The organism is Bacillus sp. AR13-1, assembly GCF_008042285.1.
GTDB classification, from domain to species: Bacteria; Bacillota; Bacilli; order Bacillales; family Bacillaceae_G; genus Bacillus_A; species Bacillus_A mycoides.
In genome coordinates, this window is sequence record NZ_QNUA01000018.1 from 165,622 (window position 1) to 185,995 (window position 20,374).

General features: G+C 35.7%; 22 protein-coding genes and 1 riboswitch. Of the genes, 8 read left to right on the forward strand and 14 right to left on the reverse strand.

What is annotated here, in order from left to right; all coding sequences use genetic code 11:
• Positions 1-15: 15 nt before the first annotated feature.
• The 5 genes from DN408_RS15450 to phaR form a co-directional block, all read right to left on the reverse strand.
• Positions 16-1,365, reverse strand: a complete 1,350-nt coding sequence (locus tag DN408_RS15450) for a TrkH family potassium uptake protein (protein ID WP_098632979.1) — start codon at positions 1,363-1,365, stop codon at positions 16-18.
• Positions 1,366-1,388: 23 nt separating this feature from the next.
• Positions 1,389-2,582 (reverse strand): NAD(P)/FAD-dependent oxidoreductase, encoded by a 1,194-nt coding sequence (locus DN408_RS15455; RefSeq protein WP_002126152.1) that lies wholly within the window; start codon positions 2,580-2,582, stop codon positions 1,389-1,391.
• Between the two features lie 95 nt (positions 2,583-2,677).
• Positions 2,678-3,763, reverse strand: coding sequence for a class III poly(R)-hydroxyalkanoic acid synthase subunit PhaC (gene phaC / locus DN408_RS15460; RefSeq protein WP_002011573.1), 1,086 nt, complete (start codon positions 3,761-3,763; stop codon positions 2,678-2,680).
• An 83-nt stretch (positions 3,764-3,846) separates the two neighbouring features.
• Positions 3,847-4,590, reverse strand: a complete 744-nt coding sequence (locus tag DN408_RS15465; protein WP_000250406.1) for an acetoacetyl-CoA reductase — start codon at positions 4,588-4,590, stop codon at positions 3,847-3,849.
• A gap of 152 nt (positions 4,591-4,742) precedes the next feature.
• On the reverse strand, positions 4,743-5,225 hold the full coding sequence (gene phaR / locus DN408_RS15470) for a polyhydroxyalkanoic acid synthase subunit PhaR (protein WP_000566956.1): 483 nt from the start codon (positions 5,223-5,225) through the stop codon (positions 4,743-4,745).
• A gap of 198 nt (positions 5,226-5,423) precedes the next feature.
• Between phaR and phaQ the strand changes: the two genes are divergently transcribed.
• The 7 genes from phaQ (at position 5,424) to DN408_RS15505 (ending at position 10,895) form a co-directional block, all read left to right on the forward strand.
• The gene (phaQ, locus tag DN408_RS15475; RefSeq protein ID WP_000903018.1) at positions 5,424-5,876 is read left to right on the forward strand and encodes a poly-beta-hydroxybutyrate-responsive repressor; all 453 of its coding nucleotides are present in this window, start codon (positions 5,424-5,426) and stop codon (positions 5,874-5,876) included.
• Between the two features lie 42 nt (positions 5,877-5,918).
• On the forward strand, positions 5,919-6,443 hold the full coding sequence (gene phaP, locus DN408_RS15480) for a polyhydroxyalkanoic acid inclusion protein PhaP (protein WP_002011575.1): 525 nt from the start codon (positions 5,919-5,921) through the stop codon (positions 6,441-6,443).
• 101 nt (positions 6,444-6,544) lie between these two features.
• Positions 6,545-6,988 carry a MaoC family dehydratase gene (locus tag DN408_RS15485; protein ID WP_002186362.1) on the forward strand — a complete coding sequence of 148 codons (444 nt, stop codon included), beginning with the start codon at positions 6,545-6,547 and terminating at the stop codon, positions 6,986-6,988.
• Positions 6,989-7,130: 142 nt separating this feature from the next.
• A complete protein-coding gene (locus DN408_RS15490; protein WP_000241212.1) occupies positions 7,131-7,316 on the forward strand; it encodes an alpha/beta-type small acid-soluble spore protein in 186 nt (61 codons plus the stop codon).
• Positions 7,317-7,429: 113 nt separating this feature from the next.
• Entirely contained in the window at positions 7,430-8,749 is a 1,320-nt protein-coding gene (locus DN408_RS15495; protein WP_147740235.1) for a TrkH family potassium uptake protein, read from the forward strand.
• A gap of 38 nt (positions 8,750-8,787) precedes the next feature.
• Positions 8,788-8,960: riboswitch (yybP-ykoY riboswitch) on the forward strand.
• A 79-nt stretch (positions 8,961-9,039) separates the two neighbouring features.
• Positions 9,040-9,834: a TerC family protein gene (locus DN408_RS15500; RefSeq protein WP_002011580.1), complete on the forward strand. Its 795-nt coding sequence runs from the start codon at positions 9,040-9,042 to the stop codon at positions 9,832-9,834.
• 209 nt (positions 9,835-10,043) lie between these two features.
• A complete protein-coding gene (locus DN408_RS15505) occupies positions 10,044-10,895 on the forward strand; it encodes a formate/nitrite transporter family protein (protein WP_002011581.1) in 852 nt (283 codons plus the stop codon).
• Between the two features lie 27 nt (positions 10,896-10,922).
• Here the strand turns inward: DN408_RS15505 and DN408_RS15510 are convergent, their stop codons facing one another.
• The 9 genes from DN408_RS15510 to DN408_RS15550 all read right to left on the reverse strand — a co-directional run bounded on the left by DN408_RS15510 (position 10,923) and on the right by DN408_RS15550 (position 19,085).
• Complete coding sequence (locus tag DN408_RS15510; RefSeq protein WP_098632980.1) at positions 10,923-11,237, reverse strand: cyclic-phosphate processing receiver domain-containing protein; 315 nt, start codon at positions 11,235-11,237, stop codon at positions 10,923-10,925.
• Positions 11,238-11,251: 14 nt separating this feature from the next.
• Complete coding sequence (locus DN408_RS15515; protein WP_002086842.1) at positions 11,252-11,974, reverse strand: prepilin peptidase; 723 nt, start codon at positions 11,972-11,974, stop codon at positions 11,252-11,254.
• Between the two features lie 112 nt (positions 11,975-12,086).
• On the reverse strand, positions 12,087-12,797 hold the full coding sequence (locus tag DN408_RS15520; protein ID WP_002126142.1) for a LutC/YkgG family protein: 711 nt from the start codon (positions 12,795-12,797) through the stop codon (positions 12,087-12,089).
• Positions 12,797-14,218, reverse strand: coding sequence for a LutB/LldF family L-lactate oxidation iron-sulfur protein (locus DN408_RS15525; protein ID WP_002011586.1), 1,422 nt, complete (start codon positions 14,216-14,218; stop codon positions 12,797-12,799). The genes DN408_RS15520 and DN408_RS15525 overlap by 1 nt, the downstream gene beginning before the upstream one ends.
• Before the next feature lie 16 nt (positions 14,219-14,234).
• A complete protein-coding gene (locus DN408_RS15530) occupies positions 14,235-14,954 on the reverse strand; it encodes a (Fe-S)-binding protein (protein ID WP_002011587.1) in 720 nt (239 codons plus the stop codon).
• A 168-nt stretch (positions 14,955-15,122) separates the two neighbouring features.
• Positions 15,123-15,812: a FadR/GntR family transcriptional regulator gene (locus DN408_RS15535; RefSeq protein ID WP_201053587.1), complete on the reverse strand. Its 690-nt coding sequence runs from the start codon at positions 15,810-15,812 to the stop codon at positions 15,123-15,125.
• A 229-nt stretch (positions 15,813-16,041) separates the two neighbouring features.
• On the reverse strand, positions 16,042-17,442 hold the full coding sequence (locus DN408_RS15540; RefSeq protein ID WP_002011591.1) for a sensor histidine kinase: 1,401 nt from the start codon (positions 17,440-17,442) through the stop codon (positions 16,042-16,044).
• 3 nt (positions 17,443-17,445) lie between these two features.
• Positions 17,446-18,117 (reverse strand): response regulator transcription factor, encoded by a 672-nt coding sequence (locus tag DN408_RS15545; protein WP_002126137.1) that lies wholly within the window; start codon positions 18,115-18,117, stop codon positions 17,446-17,448.
• Positions 18,114-19,085 carry a YncE family protein gene (locus DN408_RS15550; protein WP_147740236.1) on the reverse strand — a complete coding sequence of 324 codons (972 nt, stop codon included), beginning with the start codon at positions 19,083-19,085 and terminating at the stop codon, positions 18,114-18,116. Before DN408_RS15550 ends, DN408_RS15545 begins: the two co-directional genes overlap by 4 nt.
• A 136-nt stretch (positions 19,086-19,221) precedes the next feature.
• On the opposite strand from DN408_RS15550, the gene DN408_RS15555 reads away from it, so the two are divergent.
• Complete coding sequence (locus DN408_RS15555) at positions 19,222-20,337, forward strand: CdaR family transcriptional regulator (RefSeq protein WP_002140915.1); 1,116 nt, start codon at positions 19,222-19,224, stop codon at positions 20,335-20,337.
• Positions 20,338-20,374 lie beyond the last annotated feature (37 nt).

Consider the following 20,374-nt stretch of genomic DNA (forward strand, 5'->3'; position numbering starts at 1 on the left):
TAGAATGGTTTCATACTATCCAATAATAATTCTCTCTTTCGGATATTTATAGCGAGGCGGTTGCTCTCTTCCGCCACTAGCTAATATAAATGTTAAAATACCGACGCGTCCGATAAACATAAGTACAATGAGTACAAGTTTACCAAAAGTTGTTAAATCAGGAGTAACACCTGTTGATAGTCCCGTCGTTCCGAAAGCAGAACAAACTTCAACGATTAAGCTCATAAGCGGTACATTTTCCGTAATAGATAAAATGAATAGCGCTGAGGCACATAATAAAATCCCCATCGTCATAACGACAGATGCTTTCAACACGTCCTCTTCATGTAGCTGACGTTTGAAAACTCGGACTGTTCTCCCGCCTCTTGCAAATGTATATAACGATAATATACTAACTGCAAATGTTGTTGTACGTATTCCGCCCCCAACTGAACTTGGAGATGCCCCAATGAACATTAATATACTCATAAATAAAAGCGTTGGTTGTGATAATTCACGTATGTCCATTGTAGCGAGTCCTCCACTTCGCGTCGTCACAGATTGGAATAATGTATAAAATACAGTTTCATGCCATGACTTTCCTACTAAAAAATGATTTCGTTCTAATAGAAAAATCATAATTGTTCCAACAATAACGAGTACAAAAAATGTCGTTGTCGTCAATTTTGTAAATAACGAAAAGCGAAATAGTTGTTGTCGCCTTTTACTAAGGAATTGTTTTACTTCCATTAACACTGGGAAACCGATAGCTCCTAAAATAATAAGCAACATATGAATCATTTGAACAATATAATCTTTTTTGTACGGAATAAGTGATTGTCCTGTTAAATCAAATCCTCCGTTCGTTGTTGCGCTCACAGCGGCAAAGAAACCGTGAAAATAAGCTTCTTGCCAAGTCGGGAAATATAGTAAGAACCTTGTACCTAACAGTATTGCTCCAATGAGTTCTATCGAAATAATTACAATTAAAATAGAACGCATCAATTCTACAAGGCCCGATAAATTCCCTTGGTTATGGTCTGCCATAATTAATCTTCTTCTTTGCAAACCAATCTTTTTCCCCGTTATAATCCAGACGAATGTACCAAGCGCCATAATTCCTAATCCGCCTAATTGTAAAATAAGGGCTAAAACAATAATTCCTGCCGTTGTAAACGTATCTGAAATCGTAACAACAGACAGTCCTGTAACACTTACCGCACTAACAGATGTAAATAGTGCATCGATAAATGTCCATTTCACTTCAGGCTTCGTAACAAATGGTAAACTAAGCAAAATTACCGATACGACTACTGCTAGTAAATAAAATACAACGATAAGTTGTACGGGACGTAACTTTTGTAAAAACTTTTTTATATCTCTCATTCCATCACTTCGCTACCTTTTTTCTATCGATTAAATAAAGAAAAATCATCACTTTCTTCATTTGTAAATAACTGCTGAAATAGTTTCGCAAATACCATTCCGTATACAGTTCCATTTCCCCCATACGGCAGTGCGTAATATAAATTATGTATTTTTTTATCTTCTTTTAAAATAGGAAGACCGTCATGACTGCCACCAAATGCTGCTGCCCAATAGTACTCTGCCCGTATATTTTTATACTGCGGGAACATTTCTTTTACAATGTTAATAAGAAGATCACGCTTATGCAATAATTTCGTATCGCCGATTTTTTGAATTTTCAGCGCCTCATCTAATCCGCCTATAACAATGCGATTTTGATACGTTCGACTATACAAATACGGACGTGCTGTTTCCCAAATTAACGATTGCTCATGCCAGCCTTCAAAATAATCTATCTTATTTGTCACAACGGCATAAGACGTTTCTACTGTTGTATTTTTTTCTTTCTTTCCAAAAATTGCTTCATAACCTGTCGCCATAATAATATTCTTTGCTACAATTTTATTTCCTGTTTTCGTGTAACAAATTAAATCATTTTGGATTTGTTTAATATGTAATGCCTCTGTATGTTTGTATATAGTAGCGCCCATTTGTTTCGCTTTATGCAAAAGACTATGCGCTAATAAATACGGATTCACTTCTGCATCACCGCTTGTATATAACGCTGCTTGTTTTGCAAATGAATAACGTTTCTTAATATCAGACTCTGTAAAATATTCAACCGGAAATCCATAATGGCGTAACGTATTATATTCTTCTTGTAAAAATGAAACATCCTCATCTCTACTTGCATAATACAAACTATTTCGCGGAATAAAATGGGGATCAATATCGAGAGTTGGCACAACCTTCTCCATTGTTTGCAGCGCTTCATAACAAAGTCTATATGCTCGTACCCCTTTCTCTTCACCAAATGTATGAATAAGAGAGGTTAACGATTTATCATGAACAAATTGTAATAATCCTGTATTTGCAGCTGTGCTACCACATGCAATTGCTCTTTTTTCAATGAGCATAACACGCATTCCAATTTTAGCTAACGAATACGCTATATGAGCACCTGCTTCTCCACTTCCAATTACTAGTACATCACATATCATATCATTTTCTAACGTTGGATAACAAGGTACAGAAACTCCAGCACTCCAAAACAACTTACCAGTCATAAGCTTCATATATTATACTCCTACCATGTAATTTTCTCCTTTCTATGTTTCGTCATTTTCCATAAAAAAATCCAACTAACATACGCTAGTTGGATTTCTTCTCTTTAATTAGAACGCTCTTCAAGCCAATTTCCAACCGTCGGATATGTTTGCTTTACAGCCGTTCCACCATACACAATAGACATATGTCCTGTCGGTAAACATACATACTCTTTATCTGTGCTAGAAATATGATCAAGTAAAGCTTCTACTTGACATGGCAGAGCGATATGATCACGCTTCGCAGAAATATTTAAGACATTCGCCTTAATATTTGCAAGGTCTACCTTTTGTCCGCGAATAACGAGTTCACCCTTCACTAATTTATTATTTTGATAAAAATCACGAATCCATTGTCTATACGATTCACCTGGGAACGGAATACCATCGCCTACCCACTTTTGAACTAATTTCCAACTTTCGACGAAGCGCTCATTTTCTGAACGATCGACTAAAGCAACATATGGACCGACAAAGTTTGTAATTGGTTTTAACATCTTATTTCCGAAATCAATCATTTCTGGCGGAATATTTCCGAATGTATCAACCGCTTTATCTAAATTGAAATATTTCTCATCTAATAAAGGACCGTATAATCCTGTTTCAGAGAAATCAAAAGGACTTGTCATAAAAATCAAGTTACGAATTGGCATGTCTGGATGAAGCGCTGCATAAATAGATGTTAACGTTCCACCCATGCAATAACCAAGTAAAGAAATCTCGTCCGATTTTGCAGTTCTCATTACTTTTTTCACTGCTTTTGCAATATAATCGAACACGAAATCATCAAACTTCAAATGACTATCTTCTAAACCGAATGTGCCCCAATCAAGCATATACACATCAAAACCACGATCTACTAAATATTCCACTAAACTATTTCCTGGAGTTAAATCCATAATATACGGTTTATTAATAAGAGCGTATATTAATAAGATTGGAACTCTCTGTGTTTTTTCTTGTTTTGGAATGTAACGATACAGCTTCGTTTTATTCTTCGTCCAAATAACCTCTTTCGGTGTTAAACCAACTTGTGGTTCTGGTTCGCGTAATAAAACTTCGCTCGCTCTTTTCACACGGCGATATGCTTTACGATATTCTTCTGGGTACAACTCCAATTGCTTTTCCCATTCCGTTACGAATGTAGTCATTTTTCCTATCTCCTTTTTGGTCAATTTCTTTCTAAAAAAAGAAGTGCATTCCTGCTATGGATATGCACTTTTTTCTTACTTCATTACATGTATAATCCGCCGTTAATGTTTAATTGCTGACCTGTGATATACGCACCGTCACGGCATAGATATACTACACCTTTTGCAATTTCATCAGCTTGACCAAAACGTTTTTTCGGGATTTTCGCAACGATTTTTTGACGCACTTCTTCTGGTACTTCTGCTACCATTTCAGTATCAATAAATCCTGGGCAAATTGCGTTTACAGTTACATTTGTTCTTGCAAGTTCTAACGCTAATGATTTTGTAAATCCTAGCATACCTGCTTTTGCTGCTGAGTAGTTTGTTTGTCCAAATCCACCAGCTTGGCCAATAATAGAAGAAATACTAATGATTCTTCCTTCTTCTGCTTCCGATATGTATGGAAGTACCGCACTTGTCGTATTAAATACACTGCTTAAGTTCACGTCAATTACGCGCTCCCAATCTTCACGATTTAACTTCTTGAATGTACGATCTCTTGTAATACCAGCATTATTAACAAGAATATCAACTTTACCAAAATGATTCACAGCTTCTTCTACAAGTCTGTTTGCATCTTCTACTTTAGAAACATCCGCTTGAACTGCATAAACGTCATGTCCTTCTTTTCCTAATTCATTTACTAAGTTTTCAGCTGCTTCTTTACTGCTGTTATAGTTAATAACTACTTTTGCTCCCTCTTCTGCTAATGCTACTGTAATTGCTTTTCCAATTCCTTTTGCCCCACCTGTTACGATTGCTACTTTGCCATTTAATTGAACCATTTCTTTTCCCCCTTAAATGAATTTGTGAACGATTGTTATGAATCATTTTGGTACTCATACTAATTGAGTCCATATATTAATTATGTTTCGTTGTTTATACATGAAAAGAGATTCTCCCTCTCTCTTTTACAAGTTATAAACAAACGCGATTATCATTTTTTATTTTCTGGCTTATTTACAGGCTTTACTTCTTCTTTTACAGGTACTTGTAGTTTAGCTAGTACTGCATTTTGCTTTTCTAGCAATTCTAAAATTTGATCAACTTTCGTTTCTAACGTGCGCATATCTTGTTTTACTTTCGTAACATCACGCTTTAATGTAGGAGCTTGTCCTAATGAATCCACTTTCTCTTCTAGAATTTCCTCGATGTTATCAACTTTATTTTCTAAGTTAATAACAAGCGTAGCTACTCTAGCGATATCCTCTCTCGTCGGCACATTCACCTGTTCTAAATAATTTTTTGTCGTATCATTTAATGCTTTTTGATAAAACAAATTCAAATCTAGAACGCTGCCCATCCAAGCAGAATATTCTTCTGTTTTAATTGTTTCATTGAGCGCTTTTCCCCAAAATGTTTCGGTTTGTTCATAAGCATTTTTCCATGCTTGCAATGGATCGAATTTTTGATCAATCACTTCGACTACACTCCCTTTTTCGTTTTTGAAACAATTCAACCTATTCACTATTTTCTAATATTCCGAATAAAACTTCAAGTATATATTTTATTTTTCTTTATTTTCTAACAAATGTATTGACATTAAAAACAGATAGGTGTAAATTGCACTTATAAGCAAAAAATTCCATCTAACTGATTCATGAGGTGATGCACAATCATGCTACATAATGAACCAGAACACCCAGAAAGTTTGGAAAAAAACCAAGCGAAACAACCAAACTCCATGCCAAAAAACTTCTTAGTTCCTTTCTTACTTCTCTGTCTAAAAGACTGGAGTCTTCATGGTTACAAACTTATTCAAATGCTAATGGACATCGGCTTTTCTTCTGTTGACCAAGGTAATGTGTATAGGACACTACGCAAATTAGAAAAAGAAAATCTTATTTCTTCTACTTGGGATACAAGCGAAGGTGGGCCAGCGAAACGAATTTATTCTTTAACAGAATATGGAGAGCAATATTTAACAACATGTGCGACTTCTTTTGAACATTATCAAAATATGTTGCGGACGTTTTTCACGTTATACACCAATGCATTCTTTCCATTTTCTACTTCTCCAGAAAAGGATGAAAAGGATTCTTCATCTTCACCTGGTGGTACAGCAGAGTAATCTGCGTTCACAATATGCAAAAAAACATTTGGAGGTCAAACAATGGAAACTAAGCCATACGAATTAGTCGATGCATTTTGGAAAAACTGGTCTCAATCTCTTTCCCTCTTCTCTTCAGCTGGGAAACAATTAGAGCAACTTACTTTAGAAACGTTAAAACAACAACAAGACGCTTTGCATAAATTAACATCAGGAGTAGATGAACTAGAAAAAGAACTACACCAATTCACTGCTCAGTTCAATAACCAATATACAGACTATGTGAAGCAATTAACTGGAAACTCCTTAAATGATCAAATTAACGAGTGGCAAGAAAAGTGGAATGAGCTTTCTAATCAAATGCACCAACTTACTGTTTCGCCTACGAAAACATCTTTGTCTATTCTTACTCAAACTAGCGGCCAATTTGAAGAAACAACAAAACACTTTATCGAACAACAACAGTCGCAACGTGAAGAGGTTCAAAAACAGTTAGAAGTTTTTTTGGGAGAGTTCAAGTCCAAACAACTAGAACTCGCAAAGCAGTTCGAGGAAAACTCAAAAAATCTATTTACTTCCATCAAGTAAGAAAAATGTGGCAAATAACTGCAGCACAAACAAAACTCTTTCTTCCTCCTACTACATCAAGATGGCTTACATTTTTCGATATGGAAAAGAAGGAGGACAAAATGAATCCATTTCAAGAAGCACAAACTGTTCCGGAGCTTCGTTACGATGAGATTCAAGTCGGTGATCAAGCATCACTTACAAAAAAAATTACGGATGAGGACGTTATCAATTTTGCAAAATTGACTGGAGATGTAAATCCTATTCACATTCTAGACTCTTTTGCAAAAACGACAATGTTCAAAGAACGTATTGCCCATGGCATGCTCGTTTCAAGTTTTATTTCTACCATTCTTGGAACGAAACTTCCTGGCAAAAATACGATTTATTTATCACAAAACGTTTCATTCCGTGCTCCTGTCAAAATCGGTGATACAATTCGCGTTGTGGCAGAAGTTATTAAAAAACGGGACGATAAAAAAATTATCACATTGCAAACAAACATATATAATCAATCTGATGATATTGTCGTAGAAGGTACAGCGACAATACTGAAAAAAGAGTAGCAAATTTGCTACTCTTTTTTCTATCCAAGAACTTCTAATCACACCGTTTACTTCCGTGTATGAGTACGTCGTTTACACATAAAATAACATTACCAGATAGCACTTAGCTAAACTGGATTACTCTTTAAGGATGTGTATCAACATGGTGAAAACAAACAAATTACTAGTTCCGGGTGCAGAGCAAGCACTTGAACAATTCAAATATGAAATCGCACAAGAATTCGGTGTAAGCTTAGGATCTAATACAGCATCTCGTTCTAACGGATCAGTTGGCGGTGAAGTAACGAAACGTCTTGTTGCTTTAGCTCAACAACAATTACGCGGATAAATATATAACCTATGGCTTAGAGGCAGATATTCTCTGCCTCTTTCTTTTTTAACATACATAATAGTGCTTCTTCACATACTAGTAAGAGCAAATAGAAAGGAACGATATGTGAAATGAAACGGATTAACATTAGCATGAGTCCTCCCCGTGTTCTTACTGTATCTTTTATTATGCTATCAATTATCGGTACATGCCTAGTGAAATTGCCAATTGCTACAACAACGTCTATTTCATGGCTCGATGCTTTATTTACAACGGTTTCTGCTTGTACGGTTACAGGGCTTGGTGTTGTGGACACTGGTAAAGTATTTACCTTATTTGGCCAATGTGTCATTTTAACACTTATACAAGTTGGCGGGCTTGGCATTATGAGCTTTGCTGTTTTAATCGCAATTATGCTCGGCAGAAAAATCGGCCTTCAAAACCGGATTTTATTACAACAAGCATTAAACCAAACAAATGTCGGCGGAATCATTCGTCTTGCAAAAGCATTATTTTTATTTTCTTTTACTGTAGAATGTATCGCTACTTTACTTCTCTCTTTTGAATGGGTACCAAAATACGGGGTTGCCAAAGGTATATATTATAGCTTTTTTCATTCTATCTCAGCCTTTAACAATGCTGGGTTTTCTGTGTGGAGCGATAATTTAATGCCATACTCCCATAGCATTCTCGTCAATCTCGTTATTTCTTCCCTCATTATTTTAGGTGGGATTGGTTTTACGGTTATCGTAGATATAAAAAGAAAGAAAAACTTTAAAAACCTTACTTTGCACTCAAAGCTTATGCTCTCTTCTACTCTAATCGTCAATATTATTGCTACAGCTTTTATCTTTATATTTGAGTTCCATAATTCAATTTCCATGAGAGGTTTTACACCATTTGAAGAAGGTATGGCTGCTTATTTTCAAGCGGTTTCAACACGTACTGCCGGGTTTAATACTGTTGATATCTCTGCATTATCAAAACCTTCACTTTTATTAATGATGCTTCTTATGTTTATTGGTGCTGGCAGTGCTTCAACTGGTGGTGGGATTAAGTTAACGACTTTTTTGATTATGTTTTTCGGCGTATTTAAATTTTTGCAAGAACAAGATGATATTGTCGTGTTTAAAAAATCCATTAAAGATACGCTCATTGTCAAATCATTAACGATTACTATTATTTCAATTTCTTTTATTTTTCTTTCCATTTTAATTTTAAGCATCACTGAGAAGGTTCCTTTATTAATGAGTGCTTTTGAAGTATTTTCAGCATTTGGAACTGTCGGCCTTAGCATGAATTTGACGCCACACTTAACAATCATCGGCAAAACAATTATTATCTTTATGATGTTTTTTGGAAAGATGGGGCCTTTAACATTAGCCTTTTCATTTGCACGTAAAAAACAAAGAAAAATAAAATATCCAAACGAAGATATTTTAACAGGTTGACAACCGTATAAATTATCCATATAATGAGAGTACAATAGCATATCTCCAAAGGGGAGTAGCGTCCAAGAACTATTTCTTGGAAACAAAGTCGTCATTACGTAGAACTTAGTTCTTCCGGCTTTGTTGGCATTTTCATTACATATGTCTAGCAAGACCTTTGCCTATCAACGGCAGAGGTCTTTTTTGTTTTCAAATTCCTTCCACCGTTGATACGCAGGAGTATGGGGAAACTAAACAGTGGGGAACTTCTTCACTTGTTTAGTCTTTATAGAAATGAGAGGAGAATGTACATGGATGTATCATTATTATTGGAGTATGGTTGGGTATTACTCATCCTAATTGCACTAGAGGGGATTTTAGCGGCTGATAACGCTCTCGTTCTCGCAATTATGGTAAAACATTTACCAGAAGAAAAACGAAAGAAAGCACTATTTTATGGATTAGCAGGAGCGTTCGTTTTCCGCTTCGGATCACTATTTATGATTTCGTTCCTAGTAGATGTATGGCAAGTGCAAGCAATTGGTGCGATTTATCTTATGTTTATCGCGGGGAATCACTTATTTAAAACGTATGTTAAAAAGAATACACATGAAGAAACAGAAGAAAAAGAAGCAAAGAAAAAACAAGAGAACTTTTGGTGGACTGTATTTAAAGTCGAAGTTGCTGATATCGCCTTCGCAGTTGATTCAATTTTAGCTGCTGTTGCATTAGCAGTGACTTTACCGAAAACAGGATTAGGTACGATTGGTAGTCTTGATACAGGTCAATTTATCGTTATCTTTACAGGTGGACTTATCGGATTAGTTATAATGCGATTTGCAGCAACTGCTTTCGTACAAATATTAAAACGTAAACCAGGACTTGAAACTGCAGCATTTTTAATTGTAGGTTGGGTTGGTGTGAAATTAACAGTTTATACGCTAGCACACCCTGCTTTAAATGTCCTTCCGCATTCATTCCCAGAATCCACTCCGTGGAAGCTTACATTCTGGATTGTATTAGTTGGAATCGCAGTTTGCGGTTGGTTCTTCTCGAAAGAAGTAGAAGTAAAAGTAGAAAAGAATTTAGACGAAAAAGCGCTGTAATTACAGCGCTTTTTCTTTTTTCTCGTTTCAATTCCCCTCTCTATTTTCAAAAAAAATTCCATTATACTACCTTTTGTAAACGCTTCCCTTCTAGATGTATGTCCTTTTTGTGAAATATTGCACAAACTTATTGAAACTATGAACAAATCCATGTACCTTATTCATATAAGGAGTATTTATAGACGATGTATTAAAGGAGCGTATTACTCATGCTAGAACAAGGATTAGATTACGTTGTAAAACTGGCTAAGAGCAAAAAACAAATGCTAGATATAAATCCAATGCAATATTTCATTCGTGCTGCACTTGCGGGCATTTATATCGGTTTTATTATTGTACTATGTTTTAAATTAGGTAACTTTTTTCATATTGCAGATTCACCAGCAACATATTTAGCTTCCTCCATGTTTTTCGGAATTGCTCTCGTACTTATTATATATGGCGGCGCTGAATTATTTACTGGCAATACGATGTACTTCACAGTGGCAACTTTAAGAAAAGAAACAACGATTTCTGATACACTTCGCAACTGGGTTGCTTGTTATGCAGGTAACTTAGCTGGCGCTTTATTCTTTGCCTTACTATTTTACGCAACTGGAATTTTCGAAGCAATTGATCACAGTCATTTAATGAATAAAGTTGTTGAAGGAAAGATGAATACACCTACAATGCAATTATTCTTTAAAGCGATTTTATGTAACTGGCTCGTATGTCTTGCCTGCTTCTTACCTTCTCAAGTGAAAGGTGACACAGCAAAAATATTAATGATGATGATGCTCGTTTTCACTTTCTTTTTATCTGGTTATGAGCATAGCATTGCAAACTTATCACTGTTTGCTTTATCTTTAGTATCACCACATCCTGAGACAATTTCTTTTGCGGGCGCTATTCATAACTTAATTCCAGTTACAATCGGTAACATTATTGGCGGATCCGTATTTGTCGGTATGGTATATCATTACTTAACAAAGAAAGCACCTGTTGTTGAACAAGAGAAAACTCAATTAGTTGGAGCTCAAACGGAGGAAATTATTCCTTTACAAGCACATATGAAACATTAAAAACTCCAAAGTTTTACTTTGGAGTTTTTAGCTCCCTACATATTTCAAGGCAATATAAGGATTAATTCCCCCGTTTTCCTTCCCTCTCTCTATGCTCTTTTTCATCTGATGCATACCGATGACATCATTTGTATGAAGGTGGTGAATTTCATTAACATATAAACCTTCGTTGCAGAAAGCTTCTACGAAATCTAACCCACTTTTTTGTCGCCATCCCATATTATAATCGAGGGAAATAATATTCACCTCATTATCCCTAACAATTTGCAAGGCAGATTCTACTGTAGTTGCCAAAACATATCCGTATGGGCAACTTCTTTGATCATCCATATATACATTCATTTTCTATCTCCTCTCTATTTTGCATATGTGACCAACACATAACATATTGCTCCAAGGCTAATAAAGGGTCCGAACGGAATTGGAGTTCTTATGTTTATACGTTTTAGCGCTATACCTATCCCGAAAAAACAAAGACTAAAGCAAGATGCTAAAAATAAAGTTATAAAAACCCCTTTCACTCCGACTATACATCCGAGTAACGAAAGTAATTTCACATCACCTCCGCCAAGACCATCTGGATAAATCTTTTGCATGCAATATAACAAAATGAATATAGTTCCACTACCAGCTAAACTATCTATCCAAGTAACTAACGGTACAAAAATACATTCTAAAATAAGCAAAAGCGCAAACCAAATTAAAATACGATTAGGTATTAGCATATATACTAAATCTGTAACTGAAATAATTAGAAGTAACGAAAAAAGCGATAAAATGATGATGAGCTCTCTTTCCATTCCAATTACATATACAGTAAGAAAAAATAAACTGCCTGTAACAAATTCAAATACTATGTACAAACTTGAGATTTTGCTCTTACAATTCGTACAACGCCCTTTTTGTATACAAAATGAAATGATTGGAATAAGTTCTTTCGGCTGTAACGTATACTTGCAGTAATGACAGTACGAACGCGGTGTAATAATAGATTCCCCTACTGGAACTCTCATCGCAATCACCATAAAAAAAGAACCAAACACCATACCTATTAACAATGCATATAAATAAGTGAACATCCCTTCCTCTCCTTTCCAAAAGAACATAACAAAAAAAGGAGAGAACTTCTACTTCATATTATCTTTATTCTATTAAAAAAGCAGGCCGTTTTCCGGCCTGCTTTCCCCTATTTTATACGATGAAATATACTGCTTTTAACGGCCCGTGTACTCCGACAACAAGATTCATTTCAATATCCGCAGAGTTACTTGGTCCTGTAATAAAGTTAATACAAGATGCGACTGCTTCACCTTTTTCCACACGAGAGTTCATATGTTGAACTGCCTGTGTAATACGCGGTACAAGTGTTTCACGTGGAATAATAGCAAAGTATACAGTCGGTAAAAAGTGTAAAGAACGCCCTTGTCCTTTATGACTTTGTACAACAATCGTACCAGATTCAGCTAAAGTATAATCACTAAATGCAATACCGATATTCGCTTTTTCCGCTATACGCATATTCTCTTCTTTTTTCTCAGGATCCCATACATTTACCTCAACATTTTGCTTTGGAAGCTCTTCTTTAAATAAAGAAGTCAATCCATAGGAATCAAAACGTTCATCTGCTGATAATATAATAGGTCCTCCGCCGTTTTCAACGATTACTTTTTGAATATCTTCACGTAAGCGGTCGTTTGTCGTTTCCACAACAGTTGTATGAATGTTTGTACATTGCTTTTTAAATACTTCTAACAATTCTTCTTGTGAATAATCTTTTAACGTTTCAACATTCACATTACTTTTCCATGCTGGACGTTCTACGCCTTCTGTTTTACGCGCGCGCCCAAGTTCTTTTGCGATATTATCTAGAAAGGACTCACGGTTTTGAATTAATCCTGTCATTATTTGTCCCCGCCTTTCTTATGATCTTTATACCAATCACGGAATCGTTCTTTACTTGGAGCTGGGAATTCACGAATATCCGTCCAGTTTTTAAGTGGTCCAACACCTTTTGATACACGGTTACCAGATGTAAATGGACTCATTGCTGCCGGTGCCATTTTCGATCCCATTTTATATAAAGCTGCTGAAGAAGCACCCATACTAAACATTTTCATTGCTAATTTTTCTGCAAGTGGGGCACGACCTTCTTGCTCAACGATGACTTGACGATGTTTTAATAATAAATCATGTAATGGAATTTTTACTGGACAAGCTTCTGTACATGCTCCGCATAAACTAGATGCATAAGGAAGCTCTTTGTAATCGTCATACCCACCTAAAAGTGGTGTTAATACCGCACCGATTGGTCCTGAATAAATAGATCCATACGAATGTCCACCAACGTGACGATATACGGGACATACGTTAACACAAGCGGCACAACGAATACATTGCAATATTGAACGGAATTCCGATCCAAGAATTTGAGAGCGGCCATTATCAACAACGACTAAATGAAACTCTTCTGGTCCATCTACCTCTTCCTCTTGAATTGGTCCTGCTACTGTTACATAACTTGTTAATTTTTGACCTACCGCACTACGACATAGTAAACCAACTAAAACATCTAATTCTTCCATTGTCGGAACCATACGTTCCATACCCATTACTGCAATTTGTGTTTTCGGAATCGACATGACAAGATCGGCATTACCTTCGTTCGTCACTAAACAAAGAGAGCCAGTATTTGCAACAGCGAAGTTACAACCTGTCACACCAATTTCTGCATCCATAAATTTCTCACGAAGTTGTTTACGAACAAACTTTGTCATTTCGTATGGATCATCAGAATTTTCATATCCAAGTTTTTCTTTAAATACATCACGAATTTGCGTTCTGTTTTTATGAAGTGCAGGCGCAATAATATGTGATGGTGGATCGTTATCTACTTGCAAGATATACTCTCCCAAGTCACTCTCTAACACTTCACAACCAATCTCTTCAAGGGCATGATTCATACTAATTTCTTCAGTTACCATTGATTTTGATTTTACAACTTTCTTCGCTTGTTTCTTTTTTGCAACGTCTTGAATATACTTTGCTGCATCCTCTTTCGTTTTCGCAAAGTAAACGTGACCGCCTCTTTTTGATACATTTTCACTTAACTGCATTAAATAATAATCAAGATTTTCTAACGTATGTTGACGAATTTGTTCACCTAGTTCACGCCACTCTTCCCAGTTTCCCAACTCGTCAGCTGCTTTTAATCGATTTGTATATAAACGCGTTTGTGCAGAAGATACCGCTCCGCGCATAAACGAATCTTGAATTCCATCGCCAACGCGATCATTAAATTTTTTCTCACTGATTTTCATAGACATAGCTTATGTTCCCCCTTCATGAGCGACTATTCAAGACCTCAGCAATATGCATTACTTTTACTTCTTTTCCTAAACGCTCAATACGTCCGCCAATGTTTAACAAACACCCACAATCTGCACCGATTAAATAATCAGCACCTGTTTCCATTACACTATCTACTTTTTCATCTACCATTTGCTCAGAAATTGGAGTCATCTTAACTGAAAACGTTCCCCCAAACCCACAACAATTTTGCACGTTCGGCAGTTCTCTCACAATTAATCCTTTTACGCTTGATAATAAAATTCCTGGTGCCTCTTTTACTCCAAGCAGGCGTGTCATATGACAAGATTTATGAATAGTAGCTATCCCTGGTAAACTTGCACCAACATCTGTAACTTTTAAAACATCTACAATAAATTGTGTAAATTCATATGTTTTATCAGCAACCTTTTGTGCACGTTTAGCCCACTTCGGATCATCTTTAAAAACATGCGGATACTCATGAAACATTGTCGCACAAGATCCAGATGGCGTAACAATATATTCTGCATCTTCGAAAGTTTCAATCATATGTTTCATCGCTTCTTTTGCTGCTTCTACATGGCCGCTATTATAAGCAGGCTGACCACAACAAACTTGTGCTTCTGGAAATTCAATTTCACAACCTAAACGCTCCAATACTTCAACTGTTGCTTTACCGACGTTTGTTTCAAACATATCGACTAAACAAGTAACAAATAAAGTAACTTTCATAACTATAATTCCCCCTCATTACAACTCCGCCAAAAATCATATGGTCATCAGATGACTAAGATTAGAAGAAGTAGGCTCAACCATGGCCTATCCTCTCCCTCTTCTAAAGAAAACGCTTACTTAATCTCTCTCTATTTTATCAGAAAATTAGATTTTTAAAAGATTAAATTACGAATTTATATCGCTTTTACCTGTGACAATATGTTCTACATTTGTTAAATGATCTAGCATCGCTTGCTGCGCTAATTCCACATCTTGCTTTAACACCGCATCATATATAGATTGATGCTCTTCTAAAAGTCGTTCTGATGTTGTTTGTTCACCATATAAAATAATGCGTCTTGATTCACCAATCGTTTCAGCAATCATCTCTGAAACATGATTCATGAGCTCAAGCAAGATGTTATTATGCGAAGATTCTGCAATTCCCATATGAAAATGAAAGTCTGCTTTTTCGCCAGCCTTCTCATCTCCAATACTCTTTGCCATTTCATCTAACCACTGCTTCATATTTTGCAAATTAGCTTCCGTACGTTTTGCCGCTGCCGCTCGAACTGCCCCCACTTCGAGCACCTTCCGTACTTCTAATAAATTCAAAATATCCTCTTTCTTCATTAATAACTTGTTATTTAGTGATTTTGTTAATGAAGAAGGATCGAAATTCCTTACATATGTACCTTCTCCTTGTTTCATTTCAATTAAGCCCATTGCTCTTAGTGCACTTAGCGCTTCACGAACAGCAGATCTGCCAACTTGAAACTGCTCAGCTAATTGATGAACAGGAAGTAGTTTGTCACCAGGTTTTAACGTACCATTTTTAATCATTGTTAAAATAGCTTCAGATACTTCTTCGTAAATTTTTTTCGGTTTAATAGATTTGTACTCCAGTTAAATCACCTCAGTATCTTCCAAACAACAATTGTAACGTTTTATAAGAACTTAGCATCCATAACTATTTTAGAACGAATTAGTAAGAAGTACAAATGTTTTGTTCATAAAATAGTCAAATTTTTGATATTTGTTTGATATTAATTAATACATTTACGCGTAACTATTTACCTTCAATATGAAGAGCATATTCCAAAAGTTAGAATATGCTCTCCTCATCTTGTGCTTTTAATTTAATACTAACTGTCGTGCCCTTACCTTTTTCACTTTCTATTCTCCACTCACCGTCATGTATATGAACAATTTGCCTTACAATTGCAAGACCTAAACCTGTTCCACCGTGTTGACGACTTCTCGCTTTATCTACTCGGTAAAAGCGTTCCCCCAGATTTTCTAAATGCTCTCTATCAATACCTATTCCTGTATCTTTTATGTGCAATTCACAATAATCATCGATTTGCTTTAATGTTATTATGATATCCCCGTTTTGATTTGTATAACGTATCGCATTATCTAATACATTATGAAGTACTTGTTGCATACGATCCTCATCAATCATTACGATAATTTCAGGATTTAAATTCGTTGAAATACGAAGGTTTTTTTCTACAAACTGTAACTCGTACGTATTTAGTACATCTTCAATAAGCTGTGAAAAAACGATAGGTTGTTTCTTTAAGGGAAAGTGTTCACCTTCTAGCTGCGCTAGATCTAATAAATCATGAACGAGGCGCTGCATGCGACCTGCCTCTTTATGAATAAGTTGCGTTACTTTTTCCTGCTGCGGCCCCTTCGCTACACCGTCTAAAATAGCTTCACTATATCCTTTAATATAACTAAGCGGTGTTCTAAGTTCATGCGAAACATTAGCTAAAAATTCCTTACGCTTTACATCTTCTGTTTCTAAGGAATTTGCCATTTTATTAAAGGCTTTTCCCAATCGTCCAATTTCATCTTCTGAAGAAATTGTAATCCGCTCTGAGAAATCTCCAGTAGCCAAATGATTTGCAACTCGTTCCATTTGCGAAAGCGGTCTCGTAATGGCGATAATAATTTTTCTACCAATCCATATTGTAATTAAAATCATTGCAAGTGCTAACGGCGCTAAAATAAGACCCATATCAAATATTAAGTCTTTTATACTTTTTAAAGGAATATAAGAGTATACAATACCAACTAATTTTTTATTATCTAAAACAGGGATGACAACACCCATAATATTACGATCAAAATGTTCTTCATACCCTATCTTTGTCACAGTTTTCCCATCTAATAGCGCCTGTCTATCCCCTTCACTTATAAGAGAATGATGGTGAACATCAAAAGGCAAACATGCGCTTAAATCACGCGGATTGTATACGAAAAGGACATCTGAACTAGATATTTGATCATATGCCCTTACTTTCTCTTCAAAAGTGGATACTCCTTCACGTTTATCATATTGCGTGGCAAGACGTTTCCCTTCCATTACTAATGAATCTTTTAAATTATCAACGTATAACTTTTCATATGAGTATAAAGATACAAAATAAAGAAAGGAAACTGTTACACATACTGCACATACTACTGTAAGCCAAAGCTTTTGTACCATCGTAAACATACGTTACACCTCAAATTTATAACCTACACCCCAAACCGTTTGAATGTAGTTTCCACTTTCTCCTAGCTTTAGACGCATCGTTTTCACATGCGTATCTACCGTTCTTGTACTTCCTGCATAATCATATCCCCACACCTTTTCAAGCAATTGTTCCCGGCTAAATACTTGTCCATTATGTTGGCAAAGAAAATATAGTAAATCGAACTCTTTTACCGTAAGAGGAATCGTCTCACCATTCGTCTCGACCCTCCTACTTTTTTCATTAATAAGAATCGGTCCAAATTGAATCTCTTCTTGCTGTTCTTGCTTTGTATATCGTCTTAAAACAGCTTCCATACGAGCAATTAGTTCCCCGGGACTAAATGGCTTTACAATATAATCATCTGCTCCCATACGTAAGCCGTTCACCCTATTCCACTCTTCACCTTTTGCTGTTAAAAATATAATAGGTACATCCGACGTTTTTCGAATCTCTTTACAAACTGAAAGCCCATCCATCTCAGGCATCATAATATCTAGTACAACGAAATCGTAATGATCCGTCTCTAATTTTCGAAGTGCCTCTTTTCCATTTTCAGCTTCTCCCCACTCGTATCCGAAGTTATCTAAGTACATTCCGACAAGTTGCCTCATATCACTTTCGTCATCTACGACTAGCACGTTATATTTACTCATTGTCCTTCCCCTTCTCTCTCTATGAGTTGAAACGGTCCTTTTCCGACTTTAATTGTTTGTTTTATTTTCATATTCTTCATATCCATTACGCATACTTCATCGCTATCATAACTAGCTACATATCCTTCTGCACCGCTTTTCAAAAATGCAAATGGATTAGATCCTACTTCTGCAAATCCTACCTCTTGATACGTACTTGCATCAAACTTTCTAAGCGTATTTGAACCGTGACTTAGCGCATATACATACTTATCATCCTTTGTTATATTCACAGGCATAAACGGAGCATGTAAAGAACGCATCATCTCTCCGCTCTGTAAAGAATACACTAATACTTTCTCATTCACTTGACTTCCATCACCATGTCCACCAATCCATATTTCTTTCCCATCAGCGCTAACCGTTGCTCCTGTTGATGCTGGTGGAATCATAAAGGACTGTATCACTTCTTTTTTCATTGTATCAATGGTCGTTAGTTTCGTATCATAAAAGTTGAGTACAGATAACTGGTTATGATGCTCTACCATCGTTATCGGCCCTTTTCCTGTTGAAACACTCCCTGTCTCTTTTCCTTTTATCGTAAAGAACCTTACCTTTTGTTCATTTTGATCGGCAGCAAATAATTGTGTTCCATCATCTGATGCGATAACATTAGCAATTCCTTTTCCAATCTTATATTTGTCCACTTGTCTTCCTTCTGCTAGTGAATATACATACATATATTCTAATTGCTTACCATAAACAAGTATTTCCTCGCCATTTGGAAGTAGCGTAACCCCCGCAATCGGCTCATTTAATTCCCATGTTGTTAATAGCTTCTTTGTTTTTTTATCAATAAAACTAATACTACCTTCCTTTATATTCGTTGTTATAATAACACTTTTATCTTTAGCAATCGGTGTATACGAACTTCCTTGACACCCTACTAATAGAAATAAAAAACAGAGAAGAAAAACATACTTTCTCAAAAGATTCCCTCCATCTTCGGATGATTTCGTTATAATTGTAAAATAACAAATAAATGTGTGGAAAATGTGAAATCTTCCTTTATTAATAAACTTACATATATAATGTACAACAAATAGAATTTGAGGTGTGTAAATTATGCTTTTTCCTGATTTAGCGAATAAAATTGTACGTGAAGTACGCAGATTAATTACTGAAAACATTATTATTATTAATATACAAGGCGTTATTATCGCAAGTACAGATGCGGAAAGAATCGGTCAATTTCATGAAGGTGCACTCCGCTGTGCGAAACAAAAGAAAACTGTCATTATTACAAAAGACGATGAACGACGACTGCAAGGTGTAAAAGCTGGGATGAACCTTCCTTTACTATTCCATGACGAAGTAATCGGCGTGATTGGAATTACAGGAGAACCTGAAAATATTTCACAATACGGAGAAATATTACGTAAGATGACCGAATTATTAATTCATGAAAACTACTTTTTAGAACAACTAGAACTTGAGCACCGTTCTTATGAAGCATTTGTCTTTGATTGGCTTCAAAATACAGACTGGTCTCCAAGTTTTCTCGATCGTGCAAAAACGCTTGGCATTGATTTATATAAGAAGAAACAACTTATTTTATTATCAATCGCCCAAGATAATACGATGCTCCAGCGTAAAATTTGGCAACATATGCGCAACATTTTAGCAAAAGAAAATTTATTTGTTCGCTGGGGAAATGATCGGTTTATTTTGTTTACAACAATCCAATCCAAAGAGCAAACCTTTCAATTTTTAAAACGGTTAAAACAAGACTGTGAAACTTTATTTTCTATTACTTTATATATCGGGATTGGACAAACAGTTACGCCAAGCAATATGAACTTATCGTACGAACAAGCATTACGCGCCCTTTCAGTATCACTTGAAACGAAAAAAATTGTATTTAATGAAGATTTACGTTTAGAAATGTGCTTACAAGATATTTCTACTGAAACTCGAGAACAGTTTCTAGAGCGTACCATTGAAAACTTAGTATCATCTCCTGAGCTTATGCACACTTTACGTTTATTTATCGATTATAACCAATCTTATAAGCAGACAGCTGAGCAATTACATATACACATTAATACATTGCATTACAGGCTAAAAAAGATTGAAGAACATACAGGACTTGACCCGAAACAATTCAAAGATTTAAATGTTTTATACTTCGCACTCCTCTTATTAGATAATCACACAAAAAATAACGATAAAATAGATTAATCTTTAGATGATTGTACATAGAAAGAATCCTCCAACT